The 15,288-nt window shown below is 61.8% G+C and carries 13 protein-coding genes; 3 read left to right on the plus strand and 10 right to left on the minus strand.

Annotation, left to right across the window (positions count from 1 at the left end; all coding sequences use genetic code 11):
- Positions 1 to 687 precede the first annotated feature (687 nt).
- Entirely contained in the window at positions 688 to 1,902 is a 1,215-nt protein-coding gene (locus ASG39_RS22760; protein WP_062597238.1) for an arabinose transporter, read from the plus strand.
- A gap of 111 nt (positions 1,903 to 2,013) precedes the next feature.
- Here the strand turns inward: ASG39_RS22760 and ASG39_RS22765 are convergent, their stop codons facing one another.
- The 8 genes from ASG39_RS22765 to ASG39_RS22800 form a co-directional block, all read right to left on the minus strand.
- Positions 2,014 to 2,925, minus strand: coding sequence for an NAD(P)-dependent oxidoreductase (locus ASG39_RS22765; RefSeq protein ID WP_062597239.1), 912 nt, complete (start codon positions 2,923 to 2,925; stop codon positions 2,014 to 2,016).
- 29 nt (positions 2,926 to 2,954) lie between these two features.
- The gene (locus ASG39_RS22770) at positions 2,955 to 3,719 is read right to left on the minus strand and encodes a TIM barrel protein (RefSeq protein WP_062597240.1); all 765 of its coding nucleotides are present in this window, start codon (positions 3,717 to 3,719) and stop codon (positions 2,955 to 2,957) included.
- Positions 3,716 to 4,366: an aldolase gene (locus ASG39_RS22775; protein WP_062597241.1), complete on the minus strand. Its 651-nt coding sequence runs from the start codon at positions 4,364 to 4,366 to the stop codon at positions 3,716 to 3,718. Before ASG39_RS22775 ends, ASG39_RS22770 begins: the two co-directional genes overlap by 4 nt.
- Entirely contained in the window at positions 4,363 to 5,634 is a 1,272-nt protein-coding gene (otnK, locus tag ASG39_RS22780; protein WP_062597242.1) for a 3-oxo-tetronate kinase, read from the minus strand. The genes ASG39_RS22775 and otnK overlap by 4 nt, the downstream gene beginning before the upstream one ends.
- A 37-nt stretch (positions 5,635 to 5,671) precedes the next feature.
- Positions 5,672 to 6,565: an L-threonate dehydrogenase gene (gene ltnD, locus ASG39_RS22785; protein ID WP_062597243.1), complete on the minus strand. Its 894-nt coding sequence runs from the start codon at positions 6,563 to 6,565 to the stop codon at positions 5,672 to 5,674.
- 25 nt (positions 6,566 to 6,590) lie between these two features.
- Entirely contained in the window at positions 6,591 to 7,676 is a 1,086-nt protein-coding gene (locus ASG39_RS22790) for a tartrate dehydrogenase (RefSeq protein ID WP_062597244.1), read from the minus strand.
- Complete coding sequence (locus ASG39_RS22795; protein ID WP_062597298.1) at positions 7,676 to 9,130, minus strand: aldehyde dehydrogenase family protein; 1,455 nt, start codon at positions 9,128 to 9,130, stop codon at positions 7,676 to 7,678. The genes ASG39_RS22790 and ASG39_RS22795 overlap by 1 nt, the downstream gene beginning before the upstream one ends.
- 167 nt (positions 9,131 to 9,297) lie before the next feature.
- Positions 9,298 to 10,053, minus strand: a complete 756-nt coding sequence (locus tag ASG39_RS22800) for an aldolase/citrate lyase family protein (protein WP_082477465.1) — start codon at positions 10,051 to 10,053, stop codon at positions 9,298 to 9,300.
- 268 nt (positions 10,054 to 10,321) lie between these two features.
- On the opposite strand from ASG39_RS22800, the gene ASG39_RS22805 reads away from it, so the two are divergent.
- Positions 10,322 to 11,161, plus strand: coding sequence for a hypothetical protein (locus ASG39_RS22805; protein WP_062597246.1), 840 nt, complete (start codon positions 10,322 to 10,324; stop codon positions 11,159 to 11,161).
- Positions 11,162 to 11,245: 84 nt separating this feature from the next.
- Here the strand turns inward: ASG39_RS22805 and ASG39_RS22810 are convergent, their stop codons facing one another.
- Positions 11,246 to 12,175 carry a LysR family transcriptional regulator gene (locus tag ASG39_RS22810; RefSeq protein WP_062597247.1) on the minus strand — a complete coding sequence of 310 codons (930 nt, stop codon included), beginning with the start codon at positions 12,173 to 12,175 and terminating at the stop codon, positions 11,246 to 11,248.
- Positions 12,176 to 12,330: 155 nt separating this feature from the next.
- Complete coding sequence (locus ASG39_RS22815) at positions 12,331 to 13,263, minus strand: NAD(P)-dependent oxidoreductase (protein WP_062597248.1); 933 nt, start codon at positions 13,261 to 13,263, stop codon at positions 12,331 to 12,333.
- A gap of 439 nt (positions 13,264 to 13,702) precedes the next feature.
- On the opposite strand from ASG39_RS22815, the gene ASG39_RS22820 reads away from it, so the two are divergent.
- Positions 13,703 to 15,274, plus strand: a complete 1,572-nt coding sequence (locus ASG39_RS22820) for a Re/Si-specific NAD(P)(+) transhydrogenase subunit alpha (protein ID WP_062597249.1) — start codon at positions 13,703 to 13,705, stop codon at positions 15,272 to 15,274.
- Positions 15,275 to 15,288 lie beyond the last annotated feature (14 nt).

Raw genomic sequence — 15,288 nt, forward strand, 5'->3', positions numbered from 1 at the left:
GGGCACCAATCTCGATAGCAACCGCGTGGTTCTTCCTGGAAGACGATAGCTGTGGCCGGGAGGGATCCACAAGAGACATGCGGAACAAGGTATAATTTCATATTATATCTCACGGCCGCAGCCGCTCGAGTTTGGCGGTTACGGCCTGCGGGCGGCGCGGAGCCGATGGTTTGCCAGGGGCCAATGGCCTCTTCCGAGCATTTCCAGCCGAAGCGTCATCGCTTCGGCGTCGGATAATGCGGCAAAACAAACGACCAAGGCATTCGGATTGTGAAAGGCTCTAGGCGAAGCTTAGCTTCTACCAGCGGCCGGAATAAGCCTGTATTATAGCGTGAAGGCCGCCCCGATAAAACAGCCTAGGGGAGGCGCGGGAATTTGGTACAGTCCGGCACGATCATCTGGACCACTTTCATGCCGCATCATCCGACACTGGTTGAGCGCCTGCGCAACGCGGGTTTTCGGCCAACCCAGCAGCGCATCGCCCTCGCGCGGAATGGATCCATTTTATAGGTCTGCGCCCTAATATCGAGGTCATCCTCCGTTTGCGGTCGGGCAGCCATCTTTAAAGCCTTTCCCGTGAGGTTTCGTTCACCGGAAACATTCATGTCGTCATGATTTTCGCCTCGTTCATCGGCAAAGCGTCCACGCCTTGTCCGGAATCCTCTCCTTCATTGTCTGGATCCTGTTGTGTCAGCGCCGGCATCGTCAACTTCGGGCAGTGATTTCGCCGTCTTCAAAAGCCTGGCGCCCAAAATGGCTGTCGTCTTCGTCGGCTTCCTCATCGCCGGCATGGCGCTGCCGGTCATCCCTTTGCACGTTCACAATGATCTCGACTTCGGAAACCTCGTGGTCGGCCTAGTTGCCGGCACCCAGTTTGGGGCATCCTTCCTGACCCGGCTATGGTCGGGAAATTTCGCCGACCGGCGGGGAGCCAAGCGGGCGGTCGTGCTGGGGCTTGGCACCGCCTTTGTTGCGGGTCTCTTTTATCTCACATCGACCTATTTCGCCGAGCAGCGCAATCTGTCCGCCGTCATCCTCCTGATCGGCCGGGCGCTGCTTGGCGGCGCGGAAAGCCTGCTCCTGACCGGCTCGGTCGCATGGGGGCTGGCAACGGCTGGCCCCGGCAACGCGGGCAAGGTCATCGCCTGGGTCGGCACGGCCATGTTCGGCGCACTGGCGGCCGGTGCTCCGGTGGGCATGGCATTGTATGCCGCCATGGGCTTTTCTGGCATCGCACTGGCCACCATCATCCTGCCTGTTCTGACGGCGTTGATCATAGCCCCGCTGCCGCCCGTGCCGGGGCGCCCGTCCACGTCCGGGTCGCGGTGGCGGGTCGTCGGCGCGGTCTGGCTTCCCGGTCTTGGCGCCGGATTGAGCAGCGTCGGCTATGCCGCCATCGTGACATTCTCTGTTCTGCTGTTTGCAAGCCGGAAATGGCCGGATCCGTGGCTTGCGGTTACCTGTTTCGCCGCCGCGCTGGTCGCGGCGCGCATTCTGCTCGGTCATCTGCCGGACAGGCTGGGAGGCGGACTGACGGCGCTCGTCTTCGTGCTCGTGGAGGTCGCCGGCCTGATCGTCCTCTGGCTTGCACCGCTGCCGATCTTCGGCATGATCGGCACCGCCATGGTCGGCATCGGCTATTCGCTTGTCTTTCCAAGCTTCGGCATTGCCGTGGTGGGCGCGGCCCCACCTGAGAATCGCGGCATGGCCATGGGGCTCTACTCGGCCTGCCTCGACCTCACGCTCGCGACCAGTGGCCCGCTCCTCGGTCTCGTCGGAAACGCCGCCGGCCTGCCGGCGATCTTCCTCGTCAGTGCGCTGGTGGTTGTCTGCGCGTCGCCGATCGCGCTTTTGACCCTGCGTCGTGAGGGCGCGAAAGCCGCATGTCAGGCGGAGAGCTGAGCCACCGTTCGCTTCGAGCCGACGTCTTCGCCACGCGAGAAAGCCGGAAGGGCCGCAAGACGGACCCTTCCGGTTTTCCTGCCTCAGGGCAAGATATGCGAGGTTCCTCGGTCAGGCGCCCTTGCGGACCTCTTCCTCCATGTCGACACCGTTCAATGCGCCGACAAGGTCGCTCAACATCGGCACGTAGTCATTCCCATGACCGGTGGCTTCGGCATGCGTGTAATATTGCACCGCCGCCGACGCCATGATGCTCATCATTTTTGCTTCGGCCGCCATGTTGTTGACGTAGCGCAAATCCTTGGCCGCAAACGAGATCGCAAACTTGTGCGCATCGCGATCGCGTTCCACGATATATTTCATGAACGTGTCGAAGAAGCCGCTGCCCATGCGGCTCGGCGCAATGACCTCCCGCAGGATCTGCGGCGAAATCCCGATCTTGGCGGCCAGCACCACGGCTTCGGCATAGAGAGAACCATAACTCATGCCGATGAAGTTCATCAGAAGCTTCATCTTGTGGCCATTGCCAACGGCGCCCACCCGAATGATTCGGCCTGCCCAGCAGTCGATAACGGGCTTAACCTGCTCGAAAACCGCGTCGTCGCCGGCCACCATGGCGTCCAGTGTGCCTTCCTCGGCCTCCCTGGGCGTCCGTCCGAGGGACGCGTCGATCATGCGCACGCCTTTGACATCCAGCTCGTCGACAAGCTTCAGTGTGGAGGACGGATCGGATGTCGAGGTGTCGATGACGATCAGTCCCGGTCGCGCGCCTGCGAGGATACCGTTCTCGCCGCGGATCACGCTTTCGACCTGACCGGAATTCTGCAGGCAGATGTGAATGATATCGCACCGTTCTGCCATGTCCCGCGCGCTGGCTGCCTCGTGAGCACCCAATGTCAGGAGGCTGTCGATAGGTTTGCGGTCGAGATACCAGAGCTCGTAGCCTTTGGTCAGGATGTTCTTTGCCATCCCGAGGCCCATCAGGCCGACGCCGATAAATCCGACAATGGGTTTGTCGCTCATTGCATGTTCCTCTCTTCCCGGTCTGGCGGTCACAGTGCCGCAAATTTGCTCAGCCATGAGGTGTTCAGGGTGGTCCCCGCCTCCGGCAGATATTCAGCTCCGACAGGCTTCTCCCAGCCAAGCCCGCGCAGTCTTTGCAAGACGAATGCATAGTCGATCTCACCGTGATCTGGGGCTCCGCGATCCGGTACCGAGGCGATCTGCACATGCCCGATCAGCGGCAGCAGATCCTCGAGCCGCCGCGTGACATCCCCCTCGATCCTCTGGATGTGGTAGACGTCGAACATCAGCTTCAGGTTGGGCCGGGCGACGTCGCGAATGATGCCGGCTGCCTGCTCGGTGCTGGCGAGAAAGTAGCCGGGGGCATTGTAGGCATTCAGCGGCTCGATCAGGATGGTCACGGCGTCTCCTGCCGTGTCGCATGCGTAGGCGAGGTTCTCACAGAATGTCCGTCTGGCACGCGGACCGCTGGTATTGCCGGCCATGACATGAACGGCCGTGGCGGGCAGGTCCGCGGCGTAGGCGATTGCCTCATCGATGGCGGCCTTGGCATCGTCTTCGCGTCCAGGGAGGGCGGAAAGGCCATTTTCTCCGATGGATGGATTGCCCCGGCTGGTGTTCAGCCCGAGCATCGTCAGCCCAGTTTCCTCCAGCGCCGCGCGCACCTCGGTCGCAGGCACGGCGTAGGGCCAATGGCATTCGACGGCATCGAACCCGGCTGCCCTGGCCGCGTGAATGGCGTCTGGAAGCTGGCGGTCCGCAAACAGAAAGCCGAGATTGGCGGAAAATTTCATGCCTCCCACTCCACGTTGAAACGCGTCACGATCCCGGCGACCTGCCCCTCGTTCAGCAGCCGCCGCTGACAGCCGCAGGTCAGGATCGCGAGACGCGCGGTCGCCTCCAGTTCCTCGATGGCATTGCAGGCCGCTTCGACATCCTTTCCGGCAACGACCGGCCCATGATTGGCAAGCATCACCGCCGAGCGCTTCCCGGCCAGCCCCCGGACGGCATCGCCCATGGCTGGATCGCCTGGCATGTAAAAAGGCAGCAGCTTTACGCGCCCAAGCTGCATGATAGCGTAGGGCGTCAGGGGCGGAAGAAAATCATCCTCGTCGACATCGGGCATCAAGGACCACGCCACGGCATGGCACGAGTGCAGGTGAACGACGGCGCCCGCCTGACTGCGTGTGTCGTAAAAGGCCTTGTGAAGGGGCATCTCTTTCGTCGGCAGGTCGCCGCCGATGTGCTGGCCTGAGCCATCAAAACGGCTGAGCCGTGCGGGATCGAGACGGCCGAAGCTCGATCCGGTCGGCGAGACAAGCAGCCCGCCATCGTCGGTTCGCGCGGAGATATTGCCGGTCGAGCCATGCGTCAATCCGCGATCGAACAGGGATTTCGCAAGACTGCAGATCAGGTCACGAAGGCGGGTTTCTTCTGTCATGCGTCGAGTACCTTCAAGGCCTTTGCGAAAAAGTCGGCGCTCCCGAAGTTTCCCGACTTGAGCGTGAGAGCGATGTCGCAGTGTCCGCTCCGCGCAAAGCACCATGGAACACCGGGAGCGATCTCGGATCCGATATCGAGGCGCGTCACGTCAAGGCTTCTGGTGACGGCGCCCGACGTCTCTCCTCCGGCGACCACGAAACGACGCACGCCCAGATCTCTGGCCCGGACGGCGCAGACGGCAAGCGCAGCCTCCACCAGCGCACCGGCACGGTCGGCGCCCAGTGTCGTCTGGGCCTTGCGAACCGCATCGGGCGCGGCCGTGGCATAGAGAATGGGCGTCCTGCCCAAGTCCTGGTGAGACAGCCAGTCCAGGGCCGCCGTCGCGCCATATTCGGCCAGATCCAGCGGGTCCAGCTTGAAGCGGGGCCGGTCTGCGTCTTCGAGAAAAGCCGCGACCTGCCGGTTGGTCATGGCCGAGCAACTGCCGGAGAGAACGATCGAAGGACCGTCCTCGAAACGATGGGCTCCGTCATCGTTGCGGTGCTGCACCAAGCCCTTTTCCAGCCAGAGCCTCGGCAGAGGCATTGCGACCGCACTTCCGCCCGTCAGCAATGGCAGATCCTGGAAAGCATCGGCGATGATCGACAGGTCTTCATCTGCAACCGCATCGACGACGACATGCGCCACGCCCTCCGCCTTCAGTGCCGCAAGCCTTTCGCGAAGCGCATTCGCGCCCTTGGCAACCACATGACGGTTGGCGAGACCGACCGGCAAGGTCACCTGTGGCTCCAGCAAGCGCATGAGATTGGAATCGCGCATCGGCGTCAGCGGATGATCCTTCATCGGGCTTTCGGCCAGCGGCAGATCGCCGACGAACAGGTTCCCCATGAAGATCGAACGACCGTTCTCCGGAAAGGCCGGACAATAGATCGTCTGGTCGGTGCCGAGCGCCTGCATGAGCGCTTCGGCGACGGGTCCGATATTACCGCGGGGCGTCGAATCGAAGGTGGAGCAATATTTCCAGAAGAAGCGCCTAGCGCCCGCCTTGCGAAGCCAGTCGAGAGCAGCCTGGGTCTCGCTTACCGCCTCGTCGACGGGTGACGTCCGGCATTTCAAGGCAATGATCTCAAGCGGGGACGTCTCGACCGGCGGATGGTCCGGCACGCCGATGCGCAACGACACCTCGACGCCGGAACGCGCAAGGAGCCCAGCAAGATCGGTTGCGCCTGTAAAATCGTCTGCAATGGCGCCGAAATACGTCGTCATATGGGCATCCCGTCTTATGCTCTCCGCCGAGGGCAGATCAGTTCCCTGTTCCCGGCAATGTCAGCCCGGCATTGCGCGCATAGACCTTGACCAAGGCTGCATCGTCCTCGCGTCCCAATCCCATTCCGGAGGCTGCGATGAATTGCTGGAGAGCTGCGGCCGTCACCGGCGCGGCGAATTTCGCGGCGCGGGCGGCATCGAGAACGATGCCGAGATCCTTCGGCCAGATATCGATGGCGGAATGCGGCGTGAAATCACCTGATACCACATGCGGGGCACGATTTTCGAGCATCCAGCTGGTTCCCGCACAACGGAGAATGACCTTGAGGAACGTCTCGGGATCGATCCCCTGCGTCATGCCGAACGTGATCGCTTCGGCCATCGCCGCGATATGAACGCCCGCAAGCATCTGGTTGACGGCCTTCATCGCCGATCCGGCCCCAGCCGTATCGCCCAGTTCGAAAACAGTCTCGGCCATTGCGTCGAGCGCAGGCCGGGCTCTGGCGAAGGCTTCGGGCGTTCCGGAGGCCATGATGGAGAGCTTGCCCTGCGCGGCCTTCATCGATCCGCCGGAGATCGGAGCGTCGAGAAAATGAAGGTCGTTCTCTCCACATCGCTGCGCGGCACTGCGGGCAAAATCGGGCGCGACCGTCACGCACACCATGACGACGGCGCCTGCGGGCAGCCGGCCGGCCAGACCGTGCTTGCCGAACAGAACATCCTCGGCCTGAGCCGCATTAAGGACGACAACCACGAGAGCATCGAGCTGCGGCGCGGCGGCGGCAAGCTCTTCCTTCGCACCGCCTTCGGCACGGAGACGCCCGAGCGCATCGGCATTGACGTCGGCGCCGAAAACCTCGTGGCCGGACCGAAGCAACGAGGCGGCGATCCCGTAGCCCATCGAGCCGAGCCCGACAACACCTATTTTCATAAGAGATCCTCCTGTTCGCCGAACATCATGCATTGGACGTGCGGATCGCTTGGATGACAGCGTCGGTCACGATCTGCGTCGTCGCCTGACCTCCGACGTCCGGTGTCATCGTGCCGGACGCGCAGACATCTTCGATCGCTTTCATGAGACGCGCAGCGCTCTCGATCTCGCCCAGATGCTCCAGCATCTGACAGACGGTCCAGAATGTGGCGACGGGATTGGCAATGCCCTTGCCGGCGATATCGAAGGCAGACCCATGGATGGGTTCGAACATCGAAGGGAAGCGCCGTTCCGGATCTATGTTGGCGGTCGGCGCAACGCCGAGACTTCCTGCCAGTGCCCCCGCCAGATCGGAGAGAATGTCGGCATGCAGGTTCGTTGCGACGATCGTATCGAGGCTTTCGGGATAACGCGTCATGCGGACTGTCATCGCATCGACAAGCATCTTGTCCCAGGTCACGTCTGGAAAGTCCTGCGCTACTTCGGCGGCGATTTCGTCCCACATCACCATGCCATGACGCTGCGCGTTCGATTTCGTGACGACGGTCAGGAACTTGCGCGGCCGTGCCTGTGCCAGCCGAAACGCGTAGCGCATGATCCGGGTGACGCCCGTGCGCGTGAAGATGGCGACCTCGGTTGCCACTTCCTCGGGCAGGCCCCGATGCACGCGTCCCCCATGGCCGGAATATTCACCTTCCGAATTCTCGCGAACGATCACCCAGTCGAGGTCACCGACCCCCTTGCCGTGCAAGGGGGTCGGTATCCCCGGGAGGATCCGCGTCGGGCGGATATTGGCATATTGGTCGAAGCCCTGGCAGATCTGCAGCCGCAGTCCCCATAGCGTGATATGATCGGGTACGTCCTTCGATCCGACGGCGCCGAACAGGATCGCATCATGCGCCTTGAGCTGGTCCAGGCCGTCGGCCGGCATCATTTCGCCGTGGATCTTGTAATAATCCGATCCCCAGTCGTAATGCGTGATCTCGAACGAAAGGTCCTCGTCTCGCGCGGCCACGGCCTCCAGCACCCGAAGGCCGGCACCGACGACGTCCGGCCCGATCCCGTCGGCTGGAATGGCTGCAATCCTGTAGGAGCGCTTTTCGGCCCACATCAGACTGTGAACTCCGGGAGGTGGCTTGCTTCCTCTTCGAACCCGTACACGGATTTGATCTCGAGATACTCCTCCAGGCCGACGCTCCCCATCGAACGCCCGATACCGGATTGCTTGTATCCCCCCATCGGCGTCAGCGAATTCGTCGCTGCACCGTTGAAGCAGATCCGCCCGGCGCGAAGGCCGGATGCAAAAGCATAGGCCTTCCTGCGGTCTCCCCCGAAGACATAGCCGCCCAATCCGTAGATGCTGTCATTGGCGATTTCGAGCGCCTGTTCCTCGGTCTTGTAAGGAATGACCGCCAGGACCGGCCCGAAGATTTCTTCCCTGGCAATGGTCATGTCGGGCGATACGCCGGCAAAGACGGTCGGCTTGACGAAGAAGCCCTGGTTGCGCCCGTCCGGTTTTCCAGTGCCGCCACAGGCCAGCTGAGCACCCTCGTTGATACCGATCTGGATATGCCGCTGGATGCTGTCGAACTGGGCCTGATTGACGACAGGCCCCATCGTCGTCTCGGGATCTCTGGGGTCTCCGAGGCGATACCGGCCCACCTCGTCGACGAGATAGGGGACGACCTCGTCCATCTGGCTCTCATGGACCAGCATGCGGCTCGGCGCGTGGCAGGATTGTCCGGTATTGAAGAAACAGCGCTGGATGTTCCAGCGGGCGGCCTTCTCGAGATCGGCATCCTCCAGAACGATGTTCGCCGATTTCCCCCCAAGCTCCAGGGAGACCTTCTTGATCGTGCGGGCAGCCGCTTCTGCGACCTGTGCGCCGGCCTGTGTCGAACCGGTGAACGACACCATGTCGACGTCCGGATGGCTTGCCATGGCGGCTCCCACCTCGCGTCCCCGGCCGATGATCAGGTTGAAAACGCCTTTGGGAACGCCGGCCTTCTCGAAGATCTCCGCCAGGATGACGGCACTGACGGGCGATGCGTCCGAAGGCTTCATGATGACCGTGCAGCCGGCTGCCAGTCCATAGATCGCCTTGATCACCGGTGTCTGGACCGGCCAGTTCCAGGGCGAGATGAGCGCGCAAACGCCGATCGGCTCGCGCCGGACGATGGTGTCGGCCAGGTGCTTTTCGAAATGGTACGTCTTCAGCAGATCGCGTGCGACCTTCATGTGGCCGATCGGGCCGGTCGTCTGCGCGCGTGCACTGACCGGAATGCCGACTTCCTGTGCAATGATATCGGCAATCTCGTCGGCGCGTTCCTCATAGGCCGCGATGATGCGGTCGATCAGCGCCACCCGTTCGTCGAGCGTCGTCTGCGAATATGTCCGGAATGCGCGGCGCGCGGCGCTGACGGCCCGGTTGACCTCATCGACCCCGCCACCCGTGACGACGCTGGCGAAACCGGTCTCCGTGAACGGGTTGATAAGAGACTTCCGGCCGGCATTGGCCGGTGCGACCCACATGCCGTCGATGTAGAGGTTGCCATAGTGTTTCACGGTGATTTCCTTCGCGAATTCCATCAGAAGCTGTGTGGCGTAGCGGCCATTCGAGGCGATCGTTCGGCCTGTGTTTCAACGGAATGTGAGGCGGCTTCAATGTTCACGATCGACCCTCGGAGAAATTATGGCGCGGCCTGTCGCGCCCGACCGGGGAGGCTTGCGCGCTATCGATACGTTTGCGCTGTTGCATTTGCGGCGCTGGTCAGGAAGCCGATATCGCTGCCCGCGGAGACATAGCGGGCGCCGAGAGCAATCATGTCCTTTGCGAGGTCCGGACGTGTGTTCAGGCCGCCGATACCCAGATGCTTTCCTTTCGCCCGGCAGGCCGCAGCGACATGCTCATAGGCTTCACGGACGCGAACATGGTCGAGCTGGCCCGGAAGACCGAGCGAATTGCAAAGGTCGTTCGTGCCGATCAGCAGCAGGTCCATGCCCGCGACCGAGGCGATGTCCTCGGCATTCTCGACGGCGCGAACGGATTCGATCATCCCCACGACCAGGGCTGACTCGTTCATCTTCGCCATGGTCTCCGCGGCCGGCCCGGCGCGAAACAGCGTGTGCGGATTGGCTCCCAGAAGCGAACGGTTTCCCATCGGCTGAAACTTTGCCGCATCGACGACGTCCTCTGCCTGCGCTCGCGTTTCGAGATGCGGGACGATGACGCCCTGCGCTCCCACCTCGAGCGTCCGGCTGATCTCGGCCTTGTCGTGTCCGGCGACCCGCACGAGGGGCGTCACGCCGAGCGCTGTGGCTGTCATGCTGATCTGGCTGACCGTCTCCAGCGAGAAGCTGCAATGCTCAAGGTCGATATACAGGCAGTCGAAACCGGCGTTCTTCGCAATGGCCGCGATCTCGACGTTGCGCATCAGACGAACGATCATGCCGACGGCCAACTGGCCGTCGTCCATCTTTGCCTTCATCAGATTTCTCGTCGGAATGTCCAACTCGGTCATAGGGAATCCAGTTCTCGCGGAGCGATCAAGCATGGCATGGGTCGCGCTCGGTGATGTGTTCCCCTGTTTTTGCAGCCGATGTCCCATTGTCCGCAAGTCCGCATCTGGGGCACTGCAAAGTAGCGATAATATTATATTATAACTCAAAAATTTAGAGGATGTCGGCGCAGCCGAGTTTCCTATTATCTGCGCCTAGCCAAGTGAATTGGAAACGCGAGACACGAGAGGAGTGACAATGCGTATCTCAGAAGCATCAACCGCAGAGGGCGGTGCCGTCGGTTCAATGCGGGATGGGAAGCTCGATCAGAAGTTCCTGCTGTACGGGGAAGACACGTCGCCGAACAACTATCTGCTCAATGTTGGCCTTACCGGAGGCGGTGGCTGGGGAACGCCGCGCCATCGGCACAATTTCGATCAGATCCGCTATGTTCTGAAGGGCAAGTATCCTGCTTCGCCGCACAAGATCATGGATGAAGGCTCGGTCGCCTATTTCCCGGAGAGCGTGCATTACGGCCCGCAGGACCGCCCGGAAGGCCTCGAAATGATGGTCATACAGTTCGGCGGAGCAAGTGGCGCAGGCTTTCTGAGCACACCGCGGCGCGAGGCTGCCAATGAGGCGCTGAAGGCCAAGGGCGAGTTCAAGAACGGCGTCTTCACATGGGTGGACGAGAAGGGCCAGGCACACAACCAGGATGGTGCGACTGCCTGCTACGAAGAAGCCATGGGCAAAAAGATGGTGCTCGCCCAGCCGCGTTACGACGACATCATCATGATGGACCCCAAGGGCTACGACTGGATCGAGAGCGGCCAGCCCGGTGTGTCGACCAAGCGCCTGGGGACGTTCACGGAGCGCAATATCAACATCGGTTTCGTCAAGGTCGATGCCGGCACCACGTTCAACACCGGCTCGCGCGATCAGATCGAAGTGCTCTTCATGAGCCAGGGCAACGTCACTATCGACGGCAAGACATACGGGGAAAAGACGGCGATCGAGCTGCTTCCATCCGATGCTCCGGTCGACATCAAGGCCAGCGACGACGCGCTGTTCTTCACGGTGACGCTACCGAAGTTTTGAGCCCGACTGCTGGCGCACATCCTTGCGCCAGCAGTTTTCCCTTCAGGAAATAACGATCATGGCGAGCCGAGGCAGCCATCACGTCTACCGATCGACATTCTTGTCATGGCAGAGCATGAGTCCGATCTCGTTGACGCAGGCGACCAGATCCCGGCGGGGCTGGTCCATCACGTAACCCTCGCGAAAGAACACGGCGATGTCGCGGTTGAGCGTCGGATCGTAGAAGGGCAGTGCGAAAAGACGCTGTTCGGCGACCTCTTCGCTGACGGCATGAGCGGGCAGAAGTGCAAGATGCTCTGTCTTCGTAACGAGAGACTTGAGCAGCGACACGGATCCGCAGACCGTGATCTGGGGCAGCGGCGCATCCATCGTCTGCATAATATGCTCGAGAACCGTATGGGTCCGCCGTGATGTTGGGCTAATCCACGGAAAGGCAACGAGATCCTTCCAAGTGAGCGTGTCATAGGCGCGGAGCGGGTGGCCTGGGCCGGCGATCACGCACAGAGTGTCGCGAAACAAGACCCGCTGTCGCAGCCCGTCCAGCATATCGAAGACCTTCGTGTAGCCGATGACGAAGTCGAAGTCGCGACGCAGAAGCCCCGTCAGAAGGTCAACCTGCGCGTTCTCGACGATCTCCAGATGGCCATCCGTATGGGTTTCACGCCACTTGCTCAAGGCCATGGGCACGATCTTGCTCGCCAGACTCGGCAGGCTGCCGATCCGGATGGACTCGCTCCGCGTGTCGCTGGCATTGATGAGGTCACGTTCCGCGAGCTGGATCTCCTCGCGAATGAGCCTTGCATGGCAGTAGAGGATATCGCCACTGCGCGTGGCGACGATCCCCTTCGCGCTGCGCTCCAGCAGTTGAACCCCGACCTCGGCCTCCAGACGGGCCATCGATGTCGTCAGGGCCGGCTGTGAAACGCCCAGCAGCTTGGCTGCACGGTTCAGGCTGCCGTGCTCGATGATGGCGGCAAAGTAGAGAAGCTTTCTCGGATCGATTTCCATTGCCATGAGACGAACGCACTCCTCTTCGGCCCTGAGAGGAGGACAGGCACCTCAATGGCTTAGCCTAGACCTGGACACCTCGCCGGGCAATGGTCTTGCAGAGCCCCGCAAGACCCGATCGATGTCATGGAAACCCAGTGTTTTCAGGCCGGATTTCGCCCTCAAGCGGCCCAGACGTTCCGTGCCTTCAGAAAGGCGATCACTTCGTCCTCGGCGATCCTTGCAGCGCGCGCGCGATGGCCCCAGGTCTGGCCGCCGATATGCGGGGTAAGGACGAGGTTCGGCAAGGCTGCCAGCCTGTCGGGAACCACAGGTTCGGTATCGAGGACGTCCAGCGCCGCACCGGCGATCGTGCCGTTTTCGAGGGCGTCGATCAGAGCGCCGGTATCGACGAGAGTTCCACGGCCGACATTGACGAGGCGGCCTTTCGGTCCGAGCGCTGCAAGCTCCGGAGCACCGATGACATGTTTGAGATCGGCGCTTCCCGGTACGGCCAGCACGAGCACATCGCTTGCCTGCGCCAATGCCTGCCAGCCGTCGTAAAGCGAGGCGTCAAGGCCCTCGTTCGAGCTGCGGGCAAGGCTGGCGATTTTCATGCGCGACGCCCTGGCCCGTGTCGCGATCGCCTGGCCGATCCGGCCGCTCAGGCCCGCTATCCCCATCGTCATCCCGACCAGACTGTCGCCGACCTCGAAGCGGCCCTTTTGCCAAGCACCGCTACGCGCGAAGGCATCGGCCCGGACGAGGCCCCGGGAAATCATGTGCGTCAGCGCCATTGCGAGGTCGGCGACATCGTCGGTCAGCGCTTCGCCAACGCACCGGACCTGGATACCCCGCTGCCGCAGTGCCGTTACATCGATCCGATCGTTGCCTGCCCCTTGCGAGATAACCAGTCCAAGGTTCGGCAGCGCGGCGGCGATCTCGTCTGTACATCCGCGCGTCGCGCTCGTCATGACCACGTGCACTGCCGCCCGGTCCGCCTCGGGCAGCCCCGGAATATCCTTCAGATCCGGTAGGATGCGCATCAGGACGCGCTCCTCCAGTTGGGGATAAGTCATGCCCGCCAATGCGGGAAAGGCGATGATCGGCTGCATGTCGGTACCTGTTCTTCGTTAACTGTGCGGACGCTATCGACGCATCTCGTCTGTATCAACCATCCAGAAGGACATGCTGAATGGTGATATAACATTTTATTATAGAATGCTCCTGCGCTGGCGTGTGGGACACTGAGCTACGGCTCTGCCGAGGGTCCGGAGCATTGGCAGAGCATGGTAGCGCTATAATTTCCGTCTATACGGATGACGTGATTTGCGCGCTGTTATCGCCCAGAGCCATTGTGCGTGACGTTGCGATTTGTCACGAGCCTTGACCACGACTGTGAGGCCTACGATGTCGCGTGACTTTCAACGAGCCCATACGTCCTGGAGATCGAATCGCCATAGAGAGGCCAGCCGCGCCTTGCATCGGGCAGGGAGGGTCAGCACCGGATATCGGTGGCGATCGGAAGCAAGCACGCCGGAGGGGGGCGTCGTCATGAAAATTGGAGCACTTCGAGAAATCGCGCGTCAGGAGGCACGGGTTGCACTGACACCGGACAGCGCCTTGCAGCTACACAAGCTCGGCCATGAATGTCTCATCGAAAGCGGCGCCGGCCATGAGGCCGGATTTAGCGATCAGGCCTATGAGCGTGCGGGCGTTACCGTTCTCGGAAGTGCCGGGGCTGTCTGTTCCCTATCGAATGTAATCGTCAAGGTCCGTCCGCCGGAACCGGTCGACATCGAGAGATTGACCGCAGGGCAGACCCTGATCTCGTTTTTCTATCCAGCCCAGAACACGCCCCTGCTCGAACAGGCGCAACAGGCAGGGGCCACCGTCATCGCCATGGACATGGTGCCGCGGATCTCGCGGGCGCAGAAGATGGATGCGCTGTCATCCATGGCCAATATCGCCGGTTATCGCGCCGTCGTCGAAGCCGCGAACCAGTTCGGGCGCTTCTTTACCGGGCAGGTGACCGCCGCAGGCAAGGTGCCTCCCGCCAGGGTTCTCGTCATCGGCGCTGGCGTTGCCGGGCTTGCAGCCATCGGCACGGCAACCTCTCTGGGTGCGATAACCTACGCGTTCGACGTGCGGCCCGAAACGGCCGAGCAGATCGAATCCATGGGTGCGGAGTTCGTTTTCCTGGCGTTCGGGGAAAACCAGGATGGTGCCGCCAGTGGCGGCTATGCCGCGCCCTCGTCGCCGCAGTTCCGGGAGGCGCAGCTGGCGAAGTTCAGGGAACTCGCGCCGTCGATGGACATCGTCATCTCGACTGCCCTGATCCCTGGCCGCGATGCGCCGAAGCTCTGGCTGGCCGATATGGTGGCGGCGATGAAGCCCGGCTCTGTCATCGTCGATCTTGCGGCCGAACGTGGCGGCAATTGCGAGCTGACCAAGGCAGACCAGCGGATTGTCTCCGACAACGGCGTTATCGTCATCGGCTATACCGATTTCCCGAGCCGCATGGCGGCCCAGGCGTCGATGCTCTACGCAAACAATATCCGCCATATGATAGCGGATCTGACGCCGGGCAAGGACGGTCATATCGTCCACAATATGAACGATGACGTCATCCGTGGCGCGACCATTACCCATGCCGGAAAGGTCACCTTCCCGCCGCCGCCGCCGAAGGTCAGGGCGATTGCCGCCCAGAAGCCAAAGGAGAGGGTCAAGGAACTCTCGCCCGATGAAAAGCGCGTCCGGGAGGCCGCAACCTTCAGGACGCAGACGAGGAACCAGGGTCTTCTTCTCGCCGGTGGAACGGCCCTTCTGCTGGTGGTCGGCGCTTTTGCCCCTGCGAGCTTCATGAGCCACTTCGTGGTCTTCACGCTGGCCTGTTTCATCGGCTTCCAGGTGATCTGGTCCGTCTCGCATGCGCTTCACACACCTTTGATGGCGGTCACGAATGCTGTTTCCGGCATCGTCATTCTCGGCGCTCTGGCGCAGATCGGCTCTGGAAGCTGGGTGGTGGTCGCGCTTTCCGCACTGTCTGTGCTCATGGCCACCATCAATATTGTCGGCGGCTTTCTGGTGACACGGCGCATGCTCGCCATGTTCCAGAAGTCCTGATCGAAAGAGATCTA

It is taken from the genome of Rhizobium sp. Leaf371 (assembly GCF_001424045.1).
In the GTDB taxonomy this organism is placed as follows: Bacteria; Pseudomonadota; Alphaproteobacteria; order Rhizobiales; family Rhizobiaceae; genus Ferranicluibacter.